Raw genomic sequence first — 16,253 nt, 5'->3', positions numbered from 1 at the left:
CCCCGCAGGCTTGAGGCTGATGCAGTACCTGGGGAAACAACTGGCTTGCTCAATTTCTAGAATCCAGCGCGATCCCTGTGGGAGCGGGTTTACCCGCGAACACCGGCGGAGCCGGTGCCATGCACCGGGTTGGATGCTTCGCGGGACAAGCCCGCTCCCACAGGTACCCCCGTAGGCTTGAGGCTGATGCAGTACCTGGGGAAACAACTGGCTTGCTCAATTTTTAGAATCTAGTGCAATCCCTGTGGGAGCGGGTAAGACACAAGCGGGTTTACCCACGAAGGCTGCTACGCGGTCGCTGGCATTGCGTCCGTTCAGGAAGCGAGTGCCTGCGAACGCTGGCACGCGGGCATTTCGTAGCGGTGTGGTTGCTGCCAGGCCAGCCGTGCCTGCACATCTACCACCGCGTCCTTCACCTTCTGCGCCCAGTGCTCATCCTTCGGGCACACCACCACCACGCGGAAACCGTGGTCGACACCTTCCAGGCGCACACCTTCGGAATCATCTACGTGCAGGTCGATATCAAAAGCCGAAGGCAGCTTGGACGGTGAGTTTTCCAGCCCGTTCTGGGCCAGGATCCGCTGGTGCCGATCACTGTTGACCACACCATCGACATGAATGCCGTAAAGCATCAGCCACCGGCGGATGTAAGCCGGGGTGCGCCCCGACGAGGTATAGATCCAGATGCTGCAGCCTTGGCGACGCAGGTCGCGGATCAGTTCGCGGGTGCCGCTGCGCAGCGGCTCGCCCAGCCAGCGATGGACGAAACCCGGCAGCTTGCTCTGCTCCGCGGCGGCGTGCTCGGCCAGGCAGGCCAGCGTGTCGTCGATATCGAACGAGACGCGTACCTGACCGCGATTGAGCTTGCGTTCAATGGCTTGCCGCCCGCGCTCGAACAGGGATGCCTGTTGCATCAGCGGCCCCTCTCGCAGACCGACACCGGGGTGCCGCGCAGGAAGAACGTGTCGGCCGCAGGCGCCTTCGCTTCAAGGAAAGCGGCGTACTTTTTCTTGATCTTGGGTAGTTCGTACAAGGCCTTGACACCGTGTTTGGCGGAGTTGCGTATGACCGAGGACGGGTTGAAGTAACCCTCGGCGTTGTCCAGTGACAGCACAAATGGCGGTAGCCCGGCCCGCATCAGCAAATAGCTGACAATGAGCGAACCCGTGCGGTTGTTGCCTTCGATGAACAGCTGCGGCTTGCTGAGAATCCGTACATACACACCGGCTGCCCGCTTCCAGATCGAATCGCTGCGGTACGAGCAATACCAGTTGTACAAATCCTTGATGCCGCCTTCAACGTTGTTGAAAAAGTGTGCTTCGGTTGCCGCAAGGTGCGGGGCGAATTCCACACGGCGGGCTGGGTCGCTGCCACACAGCACAGTGGCATTGATCTCCAGCATCAGGTTCAGCTGTTGCAGGTCGAACAGGTCGATACCGCGAGCGACATAGTCGTCAATCAGCGCGTAGCCTTCAACCACATTCAGCAACACCTCGTCGGTAAACGGGTCCCGCGGTTCGGTGAAATGCTGGCTGAGTTCGGCAAAACGGCTCTGCACCTCGCGCAGTGCGCGCTCTACCGCTGACAGATCTAGACGACGCGTCGCTCGCATTGGAAATCCCGGGTAACACTTTAACGGAAGGTAACGCGACCGGGTCTTGCAACCTTCCTGGTCGCAACACCCAGCCACCTTGTGCAGGAGTGACTCAGCTGAACTTGCCGCTGATGTAGTCACTGGTCAGTTGCTCGCGCGGGTTTTGGAAGATTTGCGCGGTCGGCCCCATCTCCACCAGGTAGCCGGTGCGGGTACCCTGGGAGATATCGACCGAGAAGAACGCCGTGGTGTCAGCCACACGAATCGCCTGCTGCATGTTGTGGGTCACCAGGGCGATGGTGTAGTCCTTCTTCAGCTCGACCATCAGCTCTTCCACGCGGCGGGTGGCGATCGGGTCGAGTGCCGAGCACGGCTCATCCAGCAGCAGCACTTCCGGCTCGGTGGCAATGGCGCGGGCGATGCACAGGCGCTGCTGCTGCCCGCCGGACAGCGACAGGCCGCTGACCTTGAGCTTGTCCTTCACTTCGTCCCACAGCGCCGCGCCTTGCAGGGCGTGCTTGACGCGGTCGCCCAGGTCACCCTTGTAGCGGTTCAGGCGCAGGCCGAAGGCGACGTTGTCAAAGATGCTCATCGAGAACGGGTTGGGCTGCTGGAACACCATGCCGATGTACCGGCGCACCACCACCGGATCGACGCCCTTGCCGTAAACATCCTGGCCAAGGAAGTGCACGTGGCCTTCGAAACGGAAGCCCTTCACCAGGTCGTTCATGCGGTTCAGGCTGCGCAGCACGGTACTCTTGCCGCAGCCCGACGGGCCGATGAAGCCGGTAATTTCGTTCTTGCGAATTGGCACATGGCTGTCACGCACGGCCATGAAGTTGCCGTAGAAGATCTTGTCCAGCTTGCAGTCCATGACAATGGGGGTGGCTTCGCTGGCCACGGGAGCGGCTCGTTGCACAGTGGATACGTTCAAGTGGATGCTCCCTTTCTCAGTACTTGGGCTTGCCGAATACACGGCTAAGAATGTTGATGACCAGCACGATCATGACCAGCACCAGCGAGGCCGCCCAGGCGAGTTCCAGCTGGTTGTCGAACGGCATGCCGGAGAAGTTGTAGATCAGTACCGCAAGCGAGGCTGTGGGGTTCATCACCGCCAGGTCGCCGTCGTGGTAGATCCAGTAGTTGCTGAACAACGCGGTGAACAGCAGTGGCGCGGTTTCGCCAGCGGCACGAGCCACGGCCAGCATCACCCCGGTAAGGATGGCCGGCAGGCCGGTGGGCAGGACGATCTTCCAAATTACCTGGGCACGGGTGCAGCCCATGCCGTAGGCGGCATCCTTCATGATCTTGGGCACCATCTTCATCGACTCTTCAGCGGTGAGCACCACGATCGGCAGCATCAATACCGCCAGCGCCACGCCGCCTGCCGGTGCCGAGTAGGTACCGGTGGTCATCACCACCAGGGCGTAGGCAAACACCCCGGCCAGGATCGACGGCAGGCCGGTGAGCATCTTGGCAGCAAAGCGCGCGGCATTGGCCAGTTTGCTGTCCGGGCCGAGCTCGGCGAGGAACACCGCGGCCAAAATACCGACCGGCACGGCGATGGCGGCTGCAATGCCGACCATGACGAAGGTACCGGCCATGGCGTTGCCGAAGCCGCCGCCCATTTCGAAACCGGTAGGTGGCAATTCGGTGAACACTTCCAGGTTGAGCCGTGCGCCACCGCGGGTGATCAGCATGTACAGCACGGAAATCAACGGCACGCTGGCCACCAGCGCCGCGAACCAGGCCAGCGTGGTCAGGATCAGGCTGCGCAGGGCACGGCCTTCAAGCTTGCGCTGCAGGCTGGGCAGCGCGGCTACAGGGGTCGTCAGGTCAGTCATTGTTTGTTACCCCGCTGGGCGTAGAGCATGATCATCGAACCGAGCACGTTCACCAGCAGGGTGATGAACATCAGTACCAGTGCTGCATACATCAGCACCTCGACCTCGTTCGGGCCGGCTTCCGGGAAGTTCAGCGCCAGCAGCGCCGCCAGGGTATTGGCCGGGGCGAACAAGGACACGGAAATGGTGTTGGCGTTGCCGACCAGCATGGCCAGCGCCATGGTTTCACCGAGTGCACGGCCCAGGCCCAGCACCAGCGAACCGAAGATGCCGGTGGCGGCGGAAGGCACCATCACCTTGAGGATGGCTTCCCAGTGGGTGGTACCCATGCCGTAGGCCGCCTGCTTGGTTTTCATCGGCACGCTGGTCAGCGCATCCTGGGAAACGGCAGCGATGGTCGGCAGGATCATGATTGCCAGGACCAGTGCCGCAGGCAGCAGGCCAGGCCCGCTGAGGGAGGTGCCGAAAAACGGGATCCAGCCCAGCTCGCTGTTCAACCAGGTAGTCACTGGCCGAATCGCCGGGATGACCACATAGATGCCCCACAGGCCGTAGACCACGCTGGGGATGGCGGCGAGCAGCTCGACGATGGTGCGAAACACCGCGGCAAGCCTGGCCGGAAGGAAATCCTGGGTCAGGAAAATGGCCATGCTGACGCCGAAGAAACCGGCGATCAACAGGGCGATCAAGGCGCTGTACAGCGTACCCCAGATCGCCGGCAGAATACCGTACTTGCCTTGGTTAACGTCCCAGACGCTGCCGAACAACACATCAAAACCGTGCTTTTCAATGCCGGGCAGTGCCTTACGGCCGACTTCGTAAACCAGCGCGAAGACCAGCGCCAGCACCAGCACCACACCAATGCGCGCAAGCGCACGGAAGGTGCGATCGACCAGAAAGTCTTTCGCAGACGGTGGCTGGCACGCGGAATCGGGGTTATCCGGTATGGCAAAGGGTGTGTTCATGGGCAAGTTCCGGGACAAGGGACAAACACCCCCGGCATGGCTTCATGCCAATACCGGGGGCGCCTGGGTATTACTGGATGTTGGCAGAGGCTTTACGCACCTGGTCGACAACCGACGGAGGCAGCGGGATGTAACCCATCGAGTCGGCGATGGTCTGGCCTTTGGTCAGGCTGTACTCGACCATTTCACGCATGGCCTTGGCTTTTTCCGGGTTGCCGTTGTTCTTGCGGAAAATCATCCAGGTATAGGAAGTGATCGGGTAGGACTTGGCACCGTCCGGGTCAGGCAGCCAGGCCACCAGGTTTTCCGGCATGTTCACCGCAGCCAGTGCTTCAGCACCGCTCTCGGCATTCGGCACGACGTATTGGCCAGCCTTGTTCTGCAACATGGCGAAGTCGACCTTGGCCAGCTTGGCGAAACCGTATTCGATGTAGCCGATGGCGCCCGGGGTCTGGCGGACGGTGGCGGTTACGCCGTCGTTCTTCGGCGACTTGATGAACTTGTCGGTGGCCGGCCAGTTGACGGTGTTGCCTTCGCCCAGCCCTTGCTTGAAGTCAGCGTTAATGGCCGACAGGTGCTTGGTGAAGACGGCAGTGGTGCCGCTGGAGTCGGCACGCACGACCACGGTGATCGGGGTGGCAGGCAGCTTCAGGTCAGGGTTGGCCGCAGCGATTTGCGGGTCGTTCCACTGGGTGATCTTGCCGAGGAAGATGTTGGAGTAGACGTCGCGCGGCAGCTTCAGCCCTTTAGGGTTACCCGGCAGGTTGTAAGCCAGGACGATTTCACCGGCGGTCATTGGCAGCAACTGCACGCCTTCGCCAACCTTGGCGATGTCTGCTTCGCTCATGGCCGAGTCGCTGGCGGCGAAGTCGACGGTCTTGTTCAGAAAGTCCTGAACACCCGCCCCGCTCCCTTTGGACTGGTAGTCGACAGTGACGCCAGCAGTGTTCTTGCTGAAGTCCTTGAACCAGGTCAGGTAGATAGGCGCCGGGAAGCTCGCACCGGAACCGGTCAGGCGAACGTTCTCCGCGGCGAAAGCCCCGGAAGTGGCGCAAAGCGAAACGGCAACGGCGAGTGCAGCAGACTTCATCAGGCGAATCATCGAAAAGCGCTCCTTGTGATGGCCGGCACACTTTGCATCAGCTGTGTTACAGCTTTGTGACTATTAAGTGGCAGAGCCTGCGGTAGAGCTTTTCAGCCGTGCCATGACGGCAGGTTGATGTCATGCCTGGGTGAAACGAACGGCTCACGCACAACGCCTGGCAAGCACCTGCGCGCTCCGAACGGGTAGCGGATAACACTCGCGGACTTCTGGCAACTCACGGGCACGTCAGAGCAAGCAAAGCCAGATGATGGGAGCGCGCAGTGAAGGCATCAAAGGACGCTTAAGCATTGCCAAGGCTCAGCGGGCAGCGGCGCTAGGCAGCCACAGTTGAAGAGGCGTGGAGTGCTGCGCGTTCACATCCACTGTCAACCATTCCCGGCGATACCGGCGTCATCGGCACCCCGGCAGCGGTTGCGGCAGGCACATTCGAACTCCGCTTGGGCACGGGTAGGGAAATTCACGCTCAGGCGGACCTTTTCCAACGTGTCGTAGAGGTCATAGCCCTCCCCCAATGCGGCGGGAAAGCCAAGCCGCCGAGGATAAACCTCTTTCTGCAGTGGCACTGCGGGAACCACAACGAAGCGTGTCTGCATGATCATCCCTCTTCGGCAGTGCTTAAGTATTAGTACTGCTATGTGAAAGCATCAAGATGACTCATGCAATATTTTGGGTCAGCAGCACGTCTCGAGGGGTTGTAAGGGCGCAGGGTGCTAACGTGGCGTCATTTGTTTTCGGGCGCCAAAGAAAGGTGCGACCGATAGCGGCCGCTCTGCGCAAGGCGTTTCATCGATTGCAATGATGATTACTATCACGCGGGCGGCCTGTCGAGCTGACAGGCCTGCCCCCTATAATCGCCGGCAAATCTCCCCTCTTGCGCCTGTTTCAGGCGACACCCCTCCTTGGAATTCGACACCATGCCAAGCGCCAGCCAGGCCCCTCGGGGCGTTCCCGAACACAATCAACAAAGCGTCGCCCAGCAGTGGCTGGCGATTCTCTCGGTCGCCGTCGGTGCCTTCGCCCTGGTCACCAGCGAGTTCCTGCCGGTGGGGGTACTGAACGACGTGGCCAGCGACCTCGGCATCAGTGCTGGCCTTGCCGGCCTGATGGTCACCCTGCCCGGCATCATGGCCGCGCTGGCCGCCCCGATCATTTCCGTGGGCGTTGGCGGGCTGGACCGGCGTTACCTGCTGATCGGCCTGACGCTGATCATGATCATCGCCAATGCCATCGTTGCCTACGCGGGTGACTTCAACCTGCTGCTGGTCGGCCGCGTGCTGCTAGGGGTAAGCATCGGCGGCTTCTGGGCCACCGCCATCGCCCTCAGCGGGCGCCTGGCACCTGATGGCATGGGCGTGGCCAAAGCCAACTCGATCATCATGGCCGGGGTTACCCTGGCAACGGTGGTCGGCGTGCCAGTGGGCACCTGGCTGAGTGGCCTGATGGGCTGGCGCATGACCTTCCTGGTTACCGCCCTGGTGGGTGTCCCTGTGTTGCTGGCACAAGTGTTCCTGCTGCCACGCCTGATGCCGGAAAAGGCCATTCGCATCAGCGACCTTCCCGCCCTGTTCATCAACCCGCAAGCGCGAGTCGGCCTGATTGCCGTATTGCTGATCGGCCTGGCGCACTTTGCCGCGTACACCTATGTTGCGCCGTTCTTCAAGCAGAATGCCGGCTTTGATGGGCCTGCCATTGGTTCGTTGTTGCTGCTGTATGGCGTGGCCGGCTTCATGGGTAACATTTTTGCCGGCTTTGCTGCCAACCGCAGCGTGCGGCACACCTTGATGCTGGTCGCACTCATGATCGCCGCCAGTACCGCCCTGTTCCCGTACTTCGCCACCGGCATGACGGGCGCTGCGATGCTGATCGCACTGTGGGGCTTTGCCTTCGGCGCGTTCCCAGCGTGCGCCAATATCTGGATGTTCGTCGTCGCGCCCAAGGATGTCGAGCGCGGCATGCCGCTGTTCGTGGCCTTGTTCCAGGTGATCATTGCCGTGGGCTCGTTCTTCGGTGGGCAAGTGGTCGACCACATGGGCACGGCGGTGCTGCTGAGCCTGGCCACAGCACTGGTGGGCTGTGGGTTTGTCACGGTGCTGGTGCTGGGGCGCAATGTCAGCAACAGCCTGGCGGCGCAGCCGGGCTAAGGTTGCCCAGCAGACTCCGATACCCGGCAAGACTCATCGACCAAGGAAGTCAGTAACCGCACCGGTGAACGCCCGCGGCTGGTCCAGCATGACGAAGTGGAAGCTGCCATCGATACGCGTGAAGCTGATATGCGGCGTTCCCGCATAGGCGTTACGGAAGGTCGCATCAACGCTGGCAGCGGGCATGCCATACAAGGGGTCATAGGCATACACGACCTCGACCGGTACCTGGATACGGCCAAGCTCAGGGCGCAGGTCGGTAGTCATCAGCTCATAGGTGGCATCGGCTACGGTTTGGCGGTCGGAGCGCAGCGCTGCGTCAATCAGCGCAGGCCTGGCCGCCGGAGTCTTCGCCAACCGTTCAATGGCTGTGCGTTGCATCGCTTCGGCCTGTGGCGCCGGGGCGCCCAACTGCGCATCACGTAATCGCGCAGCGTGTGGTGCAGCGGTTGCGGCGGTCGCAGCAGGGTCGATCAGCAGCGTATAGAAGGGCAGCGCATCGACCACCATCAGCCGCCCTACCCGCTCGGGATGGCGTGCGCCAAGCATCAGTGCCACCTCGCCACCCAGCGAATGGCCAATGATGGCTGGCGCCTCAAGCTGTTGGCTATGGATGTACTCTGCGACTGCTTCGGCTACTGGGGCAACTACGCGCCCGTCTACAGGAGGCACGCCAGGGGCACCGGCAAAACCTGCAACCTGCACCCGATGCAGGCGATACTGCTGGCGCAGGTTGCTGGTGAGCCCTGCCCATACTTCGGATGACGAGGCCAGCCCCGGGATCAGGATAACGTCCGGCCCGGCACCTTCGACCGTTACCGAAATGCGTTCCCCCCCCACAGACGTCGGCTGGCTTGGTGCGGCCAAGGCCGCAGTCAGCGACACGCTGGTACCGATTGCCGCAAGCAAAGTGCGGACACGCATGTTTGCCACTCCTTTGACTTCAACCTTCAGTTCACCATCACGTCTTCCAGTGCCTGCTGAAGTGTACTGACCGTGCGCTCGATATTGTGCAGTTTTTCCAGCCCGAACAGGCCGATGCGGAAGGTCTGGAAGTCGGCCGGCTCGTCACATTGCAACGGCACCCCGGCGGCAATCTGCAGGCCGTGGTCGGCAAACTTCCGACCGTTCCTGATATCGGCATCATCGGTGTAACTCACCACTACACCCGGGGCCTGGAAGCCGGTTGCCGCTACGCTCCTGATGCCTTTACCGGTCAACAGGGCGCGCACCCGTTCACCCAGTGTCTGCTGTTCGTTGCGCAGCTTGTCGAAGCCGTAAGCCTGCATCTCGTTCATCACATCGTTGAACCGTGCGAGGGAGTCGCTAGGCATGGTCGCATGGTAGGCATGGCCGCCCTGCTCATAGGCCTGCATGATTTGCAGCCACTTTTTCAGGTCGCAGGCAAAGCTGCTGCTTTGCGTCTGCTCGATGCGTGCGAGCGCCAACGCACTGAACATCACCAAGGCACAGCAAGGAGAAGCGCTCCAACCCTTCTGCGGCGCACTGATCAACACGTCGACCGCGCACGCCTCCATGTCCACCCAAAGCGTGCCGGAGGCGATGCAGTCCAGCACGAACAGGCCCCCCACCGCATGCACGGCGTCACCGACCGCCCGCAGGTAATCGTCGGGCAGGATGATCCCGGATGATGTTTCGACATGGGGGGCGAAGACGATCTGCGGCTTGTGCGCCTCGATGGCTGCCAACACTTCGTCCAGAGGGGGTGGCGCGTATGCTGCCTGGCGACCGGTTTCGACCGGTCGAGCTTTCAGCACCGTGGTAGCCGCCGGGATGTTGCCCATCTCGAGGATCTGGCTCCAGCGGTAACTGAACCATCCGTTGCGGATAACCAGGCAACGCTGGCCGGTGGCAAACTGCCGGGCTACCGCCTCCATGCCGAACGTACCGCTGCCCGGTACTACCGCGACAGCCTGGGCGTGGTAGACCTGCTTCAGGGTGCTGGAAATATTCTTCATCACCCCTTGAAACACCTGCGACATGTGGTTGAGCGAGCGGTCGGTGTACACCACCGAATATTCGATCAGCCCCTCAGGATCAATACCGGGATAGAGCTTTGACATGCGGTGATTCCTTCGGCAGAGGTGTCAGTGGTATCGACCCTGCCTCAAGCGTTGGCAAATGACAAGGTCGATTGGCCAGTTGTAGCCCCTGCTCGAGGTCACCGCCACCCAGCCCGAACGCCTAAGTGGCGGGAAACTGCATGAACATTGAGGCCTGGTCACTGTAGATTTCTTGCAACGCGTATTTCTTTACCAGCGTAGTAGCACATTCACTCGCGGTGCTGTTCGGGTTGCGCTGGGCCCGCAAGCTTTCGAAGGTTGCTTGAACCGCTGCAAAGTAAGCCATGTGTCCGTCCACGACGATGCGAGTGCCAAGGTCCGCCAGGCCGGGGGCATCTCGCAACTCGCTGTTACCGTAGGTGATGAGCATGATCGGCGTGCTGAGCCCATCCGCAATAGCGGCGAGGCTTTCAAAATGCTTCACGCCCACGAGGCAAATGGCATCAGCGCCGGATTGTTCAAATGCCCTGGTTCGTTTGATGACATCCGTCAATGACTGGGCCCCCGCATGCGTGCGGGCGACTATCGCCAGCGACGTATCGGCCCTCGCTTCTTTGGCCGCGCGTAGTTTACCGACCGCCTCATCAAGACCGATAAGTTCGACCGCTCGCCCGCCAAAGCGCGCAGGCAGTAATGTGTCTTCGATGGTGATCGCTGCAACGCCCGCCCGCTCGAGTTCGGTAACGGTACGCATCACGTTCAGCGCGTTGCCATAACCGTGATCAGCATCGGCAATAATGGGCAGACGGGCGACTCTACCAATGCGTGCGGCCTGCTCTGCAAACTCGCTCAGCGTGATTAAAGTCACGTCTGGGGCACCTAATACCTGCAGCGAAGCAACGGACCCACCTAAAATTCCCACTTCGAAACCTAGGTCCGCAGCGATGCGAGCCGACAAAGGGTCGAACACTGAAGCCGTACTGATACAAGTTTGACTTTGGAGTATTCTGCGAAAGTCATTACGCAATTCATGGTGGCAGTGGTTTCGCATGGCGATCTCTTGAAATGATCCAGTCAGCCGTGAAGTGAGGCTGTGCCAGGATCCAGAGGTGTCGTAAGGAAATTGAGAGAGGGGGCAGTTCAGGCCTGTTCGCTGAACTGCCCAGGCTCATCACTTGATGAATCGAACTTGGCTGTTGATCTTCTCGATGACCGCACCTTTGCGTTCGTTGAAGCGTGCCTTGTTCTGCTCGAACAGGTTGTTGCCCTTGGTGTCGATAGAGATGATCAGAGGCCCGAACTCACGCACCCGGTTGACCCAGAGCGTCTCCGGCATGCCCAGATCCTGCCATTCAGCCCGCTCGATTTCCTCGACCTGGGTGGCGGCCAGCACTGCGCACCCACCAGGGAACACGGCGTGCACCGCTTTGTTCTCCAGGCACCCGGTGGTGGTCTCAGGGCCCATGCCGCCCTTGCCTACGATCAGCTTGACACCAGTCTGCTCGATGAACTGCTTTTCGAACTTTTCCATGCGCATGCTGGTGGTCGGGCCGATGGAGACCATCTCGAAGGTGCCATCTTCTTTCTTCTTGACGATGGGGCCAGCGTGGAAAATAGCGCCACCCCGCAGGTCAACCGGCAGCTCCCGGCCCAGCTCGATCAGCCGGCGGTGAGCGACGTCACGGCAGGTCACCAGCTGGCCGGTCAGGTAGACCACATCACCGACGTTCAGGTTAGCCAGGTCTTCATCACTGATCGGGGTATTGATGATTTTTTTCACAGTACTACCCCTTCGTGGGAGAGGATGTCGTAGGTCAGGTCAGCGTTGATGCGGATCTTGCCGCGGCGGTGCGCCCAGCAACCGGTGGACACCGCCACCCCAATGGTCGAGGGGTGGCGCGCCGAAGACTCGATGTTCACGCCCATCACGCTGCTGTTGCCGGTCAGGCCCTGCGGGCCGATGCCGATTTCATTGAGGCCTTCTTCCAGCAGTTTTTCCATCATTGCCGCGCTTTCGTTCGGGTGGCTGGAGTCCACTTCGCGCAGGATGGCCTTCTTCGACAGGCGTGCTGCGGTCTCCACCGAGGTAGAGACACCCACACCTACCAGCAATGGGGGGCAGGCGTTGACACCCCGCGAAGTGATGACATCGAAGACAAATTCTGTCACCCCTTCATAGCCTTGGCCTGGCATCAATACCTTGGCCGAACCCGGCAGCGTGCAACCGCCACCGGCCATGTACACGTCGACGATGGCGTAGTCGGCATCGGGGATAATTTCCCAGTCCAGCCACGGGATCTTCGAGCCGGTGTTGGTGCCCGTGTTCTTCTCGATGAAGGTTTCCACCGCATTGTGGCGCAGCGGCCCGCGGATGGTGGCTTCCTTGGTTGCGTTTTCGAGGATGCCTTCCATTTCACCGAGCAGCGGGAAGCGTGCACCGGCCGAGATGAAGTACTGAATCACCCCGGTGTCCTGGCAGCTGGGCCGGTTGAGCTTGTCGGCGTATTCCTGGTTGTCGGCCATCGAGTCGTACACCGCAATGGCCAGCGGATTGGTTTCTGCGGCACGCAGCTTGGCGGTTTTTTCTTTGACGTCCTTGGGCAGGCGTTTGCCAATGTAGGCAGTAAACTTGGCCAACGTGTCAGTCAATGATGAGACGGCTGCTTCTTTCTCTGTGGTATCCACGGTTATTTCCTCAGTGCATCACAAGGTGTTTTTTTTCAGGGCTGTCGGCGGGTTGTGTCGCCGTAGCCGGTAACTCTGTCTTTTCTTGCTCCCCGAAGGCTTTGCCATCCAGCACCTGGTTCATCCGATCGCTATCGAGTGCACCCACCCATTTCGCAATGGCCATGGTTCCGACCGCGTTGCCGATGGTGTTGGTGATGGCGCGGGCCTCGGACATGAAACGGTCGACGCCGAGCAGCAGCACCATGCCGGCGACCGGAATGTTGTCCATGGTTGCCAGGGTCGCGGCGAGCGTGATGAAGCCTGAGCCAGTTACCCCGGCCGAGCCCTTCGAGGTGAGCAGCAGCACGCCCAGTACGATCAGTTGATCCATGAGGGACAATGGCGTGTTGGTGGCTTGGGCGATGAAGATCGCGGCCATGGTGTAGTAGATGCACTGGCCGTCAGGGTTGAAGGTAAGCCCGGACGGGATAACCAGGCCGACGACGGGTTTGGACACCCCAACCTTTTCCAGCTTGTTCATCAATTGCGGCACTACCGACTCGGATGAACTGGTGCCGAGCACGGTGAACAGCTCTTCGCGCAGGTACTTGAGAAACTTCCACAGGCTGAAGCCCGACATCCGCGCGATGCTGCCCAGGATGATCACCACGAACAGGAAGCACGTGAGGTACATGGTCGCCATCAACTTGCCTAGCGACACGATTGACCCCAAGCCGTACTTGCCTACGGTGAACGCCATTGCCCCACAGGCTGCCAACGGCGCGACGCGCATGACCAGGCCAACGATGTAGAACATGCCGTGGGAGAAGGCTTCCAGCACGTCAACGACCGGCTTGCCGCGTTCGCCCAAATTGGCCAGGGCAATGCCCAGCAACGTGGAAAACAGCAGGATCGGCAGGATCTCATTCTTGGCGAAGGCGTCGACTACGCTGCCTGGAATCAGGTGCAGCATGAAGTCGGTAAAACCGCCCGCGCCCGTGGCTGCGGCTGAGGTGTAAGTGGAGATTGCCTGGGTATCCAAGGTGGCAGGGTCGACGTTCATCCCCTGCCCCGGTTGCACCAGGTTCACAACAATCAGGCCCAGTACGAGCGCAAAGGTTGACAGTACCTCGAAGTAGATCAGGGCTCGCGCACCTACCCGGCCCAGTTCCTTCATGTTTTCCATCTTGGCAATGCCCAGCACCACCGTCGCAAAGATGATGGGCGCGAACACCATCTTGATCAGCTTGATGAATGCATCACCCAACGGCTTCATGTCCGCGCCGACCTGCGGCCAGAACACGCCCAACAGGATGCCGATCGTGACCCCGATCAGAACCTGCACGTACAACTTGCTTACCAATCGCTTGGCCATTGCCGTCTCCGAATTATTGTTGTGAGTCGGATTTATGTGGCGACTGGGCTACACAGCGCGAGGCAAGCTCGCGCACAGGCTGGCAGCTAATAGCCCAGATTTTTTGTGGTTAATCACGCAGGGCTTAAGTTAATGGTTTTTTCAGAATGGTGTAATACAATGAAATTAAACTCATTGTTTACCTGGAGTTAATTATGAACCCCGTGTCTGAGCTTGCTTTCTTCAGTCAGCTCGTCGGGGCAGGTAGCCTGGCGGCCACGGCTCGCGAACTGAACCTCACGCCACCTGCAGTGACGAAGCGTCTTGCGCAATTGGAAAAGCGCCTTGGGGTTCGATTGCTGAACCGGACCACACGCAGCATCAGCCTCACGGCAGAGGGTGAGACCTATCTGGTCAATGCCAAGCGGATCCTGGAGGAAATCGAGGAGATGGAGCGTCAGGTCTCAAGTAGCCGCGCTGAACCAAAGGGATTGCTCCGTGTGAACGCGCCTCTTGGCTTTGGGCGTACCCATGTAGCGCCAGCCATCTCATCCTTCGCCAAGCGTTACCCCGAGGTGGAAGTCCAGCTGCACCTGAGCGACCGTCCGATCAATCTCCCGGATGACGCGATCGACGTGGCTATCCGTTTCGGTGACCTGCCGGACTCGAGACTGATTGCTCGAAAGATTGCCAGCAACCGCCGACGTCTCTGTGCCACACCGGGCTACCTGGACGCCTTCGGAAGACCCGAGTCTCCACGCGATCTGATGAAACATAACTGCATCGTATTGCGGCAGAACGATGCGGCATTCGGAACTTGGCGATTGAGTCGGGGGAAGCAAATCGAGTCGATAAAGGTTCATGGTGGCTTGAGCACCAATGACGGTGAGGTCGCACTGTGCTGGGCTTTGGAAGGGCATGGGATACTCATGCGCGCAGAATGGAACCTGGCTGATCACTTACGATCCGGAAGGCTCGAAGAGGTGCTAGGGGACTACGAAACGCCTCCGGCGGACATCTATGCGGTTTATCTGGAGCGCCTGAATCTTTCTGCGAAGGTGTCATTTTTCATTGAGCACCTCAGGGAATGCTTCAAGAGCAAGGCGGATCAGCAGGCAAACAGCCTTGCGGCCTGGGCGCGTTGACACGGCTTTCCAGCAGATAATCCACCATGAAGACCTCAGTCATCACCTTCACACGCGGCAACATCGGCCACCATGTACTGGTGATGTCGTCGACAAGTGCTATCGCCCTGCTCGCCACGTTTCTCACGGATATCCTTACGCTTACCTATATCGCCCTGCTACACGACGAACCCTTGGTGGCCGCCGTCGGCATCGCCAAGACCCTGGCGTTTTTCAACGCTAGCCTGGTGACCGGCATCATCGTCGCCGCAGGCACCATGATTTCCCGCCGCATAGGCCAAGGAACCTGTGCTGCGCTACCGGCACTGATCAGCCACATGTTGCTCCTGTCGACATTGGCCGCGACCGTGATAGCGCTCATCCAGTGGCGCTATCTGGACTTTTTCGCCGACTTGCTGGGGGCAAATCTTCCGGCCTCCGCCGTTGCCCGCCCGTTCATCGCCATGACCTTGCTGGCCGCGCCACTCATGACCATCACCCAGGCGGCGGCCCAGGCGTTGCGTGCCAGCGGACACAGTGGCCGGGCCTTGGCCGTGGTGCTGACCGCGGCCCTGTGCCTGGCGCTCGTCGACCCGATACTGATTTTCGTGCTCGATCTAAAGCTGTGGGGCGCCGGACTGTCCTGCTTGTTCTCAGGCATCGTCGGGAGCGTTGTCGGCCTGGTTCAACTGCGCCGGCATGTGGGGCTGACCATGAACATACGCTGGCGCCTGGTACGCCTATATGGTGTGCGGATCAATCGAGTCGCCCTGCCCTTTACCCTGGCAAGCCTGGCCATGCCGCTGGCGCTTACCTACGCCATGGCGCAATTGGCCAAGTACGGCGTCTCGGCGATGGCCGGCATGGCGCTTATGGATCGGATATTGCAGATCACATACTGCCTTTATTTCGCCCTGCCGAGCGCGCTGGTACCGATCCTTGCGCAGAACCTGGGCGCCGGTGCCAGCCTGCGGGTACAGGCAACACTGCGCAGCGCCTGCAAGCTGGTGATCGGCCATGGCCTGGCAGTTTGGGCACTGTTGCTGGTAGCGGCGCCGTGGCTGGGGCCGCTGTTCGGGCTGTCCGGGCCTGGGCAACACCTGGTCGAACAGCTGTGCCGCTTCGGCCCCGGGTTGTGGCTGCTCATCGGCCTGGACTTCATTGCACTTTCGCTGTTCATCAGCAGTGGTCGGGTGTGGTGGGTACCCGCCTTTGCCTGGCTGCGCGCCACCGTGGGCAGCGTGCCGTTCGTATGGGCAGGTGCGCAGGCCTACGGGGCCAGCGGGGTCATGCTCGGGCTATGGTGTGGCAACGCACTGATCGCGGTCATTTCAATCGTTACCGCCGTTACCATCAATCGCCGGGCACGTATTGGCCGCACCGACACTGGATGTTTGCCATAATCAGAGCCCTGCACACCTCAACACCGTTCCCA

The 16,253-nt window shown here is 60.4% G+C and carries 16 protein-coding genes; 3 read left to right on the top strand and 13 right to left on the bottom strand.

Translation table 11 applies throughout. The features are described from left to right. Positions 1-314: 314 nt before the first annotated feature. The 7 genes from OO258_RS18430 to OO258_RS18400 form a co-directional block, all read right to left on the bottom strand. On the bottom strand, positions 315-914 hold the full coding sequence (locus OO258_RS18430; protein WP_110743088.1) for a hypothetical protein: 600 nt from the start codon (positions 912-914) through the stop codon (positions 315-317). Further along, positions 914-1,612 (bottom strand): hypothetical protein, encoded by a 699-nt coding sequence (locus tag OO258_RS18425; protein ID WP_110743089.1) that lies wholly within the window; start codon positions 1,610-1,612, stop codon positions 914-916. The genes OO258_RS18430 and OO258_RS18425 overlap by 1 nt, the downstream gene beginning before the upstream one ends. Positions 1,613-1,706: 94 nt before the next feature. Next, positions 1,707-2,468, bottom strand: a complete 762-nt coding sequence (gene pstB / locus OO258_RS18420) for a phosphate ABC transporter ATP-binding protein PstB (RefSeq protein ID WP_017148287.1) — start codon at positions 2,466-2,468, stop codon at positions 1,707-1,709. Positions 2,469-2,544: 76 nt separating this feature from the next. Then, complete coding sequence (gene pstA / locus OO258_RS18415; RefSeq protein ID WP_064491590.1) at positions 2,545-3,438, bottom strand: phosphate ABC transporter permease PstA; 894 nt, start codon at positions 3,436-3,438, stop codon at positions 2,545-2,547. Continuing rightward, positions 3,435-4,403 (bottom strand): phosphate ABC transporter permease subunit PstC, encoded by a 969-nt coding sequence (gene pstC, locus OO258_RS18410; RefSeq protein WP_266031983.1) that lies wholly within the window; start codon positions 4,401-4,403, stop codon positions 3,435-3,437. The genes pstA and pstC overlap by 4 nt, the downstream gene beginning before the upstream one ends. A 70-nt stretch (positions 4,404-4,473) precedes the next feature. Further along, positions 4,474-5,505 (bottom strand): phosphate ABC transporter substrate-binding protein PstS, encoded by a 1,032-nt coding sequence (pstS, locus tag OO258_RS18405; RefSeq protein WP_266031982.1) that lies wholly within the window; start codon positions 5,503-5,505, stop codon positions 4,474-4,476. Positions 5,506-5,873: 368 nt separating this feature from the next. Next, complete coding sequence (locus OO258_RS18400; RefSeq protein ID WP_110743094.1) at positions 5,874-6,107, bottom strand: hypothetical protein; 234 nt, start codon at positions 6,105-6,107, stop codon at positions 5,874-5,876. Positions 6,108-6,422: 315 nt separating this feature from the next. Here OO258_RS18400 and OO258_RS18395 point away from each other — a divergent pair, with 315 nt between their 5' ends. After that, the gene (locus OO258_RS18395; RefSeq protein ID WP_110743300.1) at positions 6,423-7,649 is read left to right on the top strand and encodes an MFS transporter; all 1,227 of its coding nucleotides are present in this window, start codon (positions 6,423-6,425) and stop codon (positions 7,647-7,649) included. Positions 7,650-7,682: 33 nt separating this feature from the next. Here the strand turns inward: OO258_RS18395 and OO258_RS18390 are convergent, their stop codons facing one another. The 6 genes from OO258_RS18390 to OO258_RS18365 form a co-directional block, all read right to left on the bottom strand. Further along, a complete protein-coding gene (locus OO258_RS18390; protein WP_266031981.1) occupies positions 7,683-8,573 on the bottom strand; it encodes an alpha/beta fold hydrolase in 891 nt (296 codons plus the stop codon). Between the two features lie 26 nt (positions 8,574-8,599). After that, positions 8,600-9,733 (bottom strand): aminotransferase class V-fold PLP-dependent enzyme, encoded by a 1,134-nt coding sequence (locus OO258_RS18385; protein ID WP_266031980.1) that lies wholly within the window; start codon positions 9,731-9,733, stop codon positions 8,600-8,602. 121 nt (positions 9,734-9,854) lie between these two features. Then, positions 9,855-10,724: an isocitrate lyase/PEP mutase family protein gene (locus OO258_RS18380; RefSeq protein WP_266031979.1), complete on the bottom strand. Its 870-nt coding sequence runs from the start codon at positions 10,722-10,724 to the stop codon at positions 9,855-9,857. A 120-nt stretch (positions 10,725-10,844) separates the two neighbouring features. After that, on the bottom strand, positions 10,845-11,453 hold the full coding sequence (gene ttdB / locus OO258_RS18375; protein ID WP_110743098.1) for a L(+)-tartrate dehydratase subunit beta: 609 nt from the start codon (positions 11,451-11,453) through the stop codon (positions 10,845-10,847). Further along, the gene (ttdA, locus tag OO258_RS18370) at positions 11,450-12,358 is read right to left on the bottom strand and encodes a L(+)-tartrate dehydratase subunit alpha (RefSeq protein WP_110743099.1); all 909 of its coding nucleotides are present in this window, start codon (positions 12,356-12,358) and stop codon (positions 11,450-11,452) included. Before ttdA ends, ttdB begins: the two co-directional genes overlap by 4 nt. A gap of 10 nt (positions 12,359-12,368) precedes the next feature. Beyond that, positions 12,369-13,715, bottom strand: a complete 1,347-nt coding sequence (locus OO258_RS18365) for a dicarboxylate/amino acid:cation symporter (protein WP_266031978.1) — start codon at positions 13,713-13,715, stop codon at positions 12,369-12,371. 194 nt (positions 13,716-13,909) lie between these two features. Between OO258_RS18365 and OO258_RS18360 the strand changes: the two genes are divergently transcribed. Both OO258_RS18360 and OO258_RS18355 read left to right on the top strand, forming a co-directional pair. Beyond that, a complete protein-coding gene (locus OO258_RS18360; RefSeq protein ID WP_266031977.1) occupies positions 13,910-14,839 on the top strand; it encodes a LysR substrate-binding domain-containing protein in 930 nt (309 codons plus the stop codon). A gap of 26 nt (positions 14,840-14,865) precedes the next feature. Beyond that, complete coding sequence (locus tag OO258_RS18355; RefSeq protein ID WP_266031976.1) at positions 14,866-16,221, top strand: MATE family efflux transporter; 1,356 nt, start codon at positions 14,866-14,868, stop codon at positions 16,219-16,221. Positions 16,222-16,253: the final 32 nt, after the last annotated feature.

Source organism: Pseudomonas sp. DCB_BI (genome assembly GCF_026240995.1).
GTDB lineage: Bacteria > Pseudomonadota > Gammaproteobacteria > Pseudomonadales > Pseudomonadaceae > Aquipseudomonas.
Note: the sequence above shows the minus strand (reverse complement) of the source record. Positions and strands in the feature narration are given on the sequence as shown.

Bases quoted from the DNA above. Each gene is read 5' to 3' on its own strand.
- OO258_RS18430 (WP_110743088.1), bottom strand. From the start codon at position 914: ATGCAACAGGCATCCCTGTTCGAGCGCGGGCGGCAAGCCATTGAACGC.
- OO258_RS18425 (WP_110743089.1), bottom strand. From the start codon at position 1,612: ATGCGAGCGACGCGTCGTCTAGATCTGTCAGCGGTAGAGCGCGCACTG.
- pstB (WP_017148287.1), bottom strand. From the start codon at position 2,468: ATGGACTGCAAGCTGGACAAGATCTTCTACGGCAACTTCATGGCCGTG.
- pstA (WP_064491590.1), bottom strand. From the start codon at position 3,438: ATGACTGACCTGACGACCCCTGTAGCCGCGCTGCCCAGCCTGCAGCGC.
- pstC (WP_266031983.1), bottom strand. From the start codon at position 4,403: ATGAACACACCCTTTGCCATACCGGATAACCCCGATTCCGCGTGCCAG.
- pstS (WP_266031982.1), bottom strand. From the start codon at position 5,505: ATGATTCGCCTGATGAAGTCTGCTGCACTCGCCGTTGCCGTTTCGCTT.
- OO258_RS18400 (WP_110743094.1), bottom strand. From the start codon at position 6,107: ATGATCATGCAGACACGCTTCGTTGTGGTTCCCGCAGTGCCACTGCAG.
- OO258_RS18395 (WP_110743300.1), top strand. From the start codon at position 6,423: ATGCCAAGCGCCAGCCAGGCCCCTCGGGGCGTTCCCGAACACAATCAA.
- OO258_RS18390 (WP_266031981.1), bottom strand. From the start codon at position 8,573: ATGCGTGTCCGCACTTTGCTTGCGGCAATCGGTACCAGCGTGTCGCTG.
- OO258_RS18385 (WP_266031980.1), bottom strand. From the start codon at position 9,733: ATGTCAAAGCTCTATCCCGGTATTGATCCTGAGGGGCTGATCGAATAT.
- OO258_RS18380 (WP_266031979.1), bottom strand. From the start codon at position 10,724: ATGCGAAACCACTGCCACCATGAATTGCGTAATGACTTTCGCAGAATA.
- OO258_RS18365 (WP_266031978.1), bottom strand. From the start codon at position 13,715: ATGGCCAAGCGATTGGTAAGCAAGTTGTACGTGCAGGTTCTGATCGGG.
- OO258_RS18360 (WP_266031977.1), top strand. From the start codon at position 13,910: ATGAACCCCGTGTCTGAGCTTGCTTTCTTCAGTCAGCTCGTCGGGGCA.
- OO258_RS18355 (WP_266031976.1), top strand. From the start codon at position 14,866: ATGAAGACCTCAGTCATCACCTTCACACGCGGCAACATCGGCCACCAT.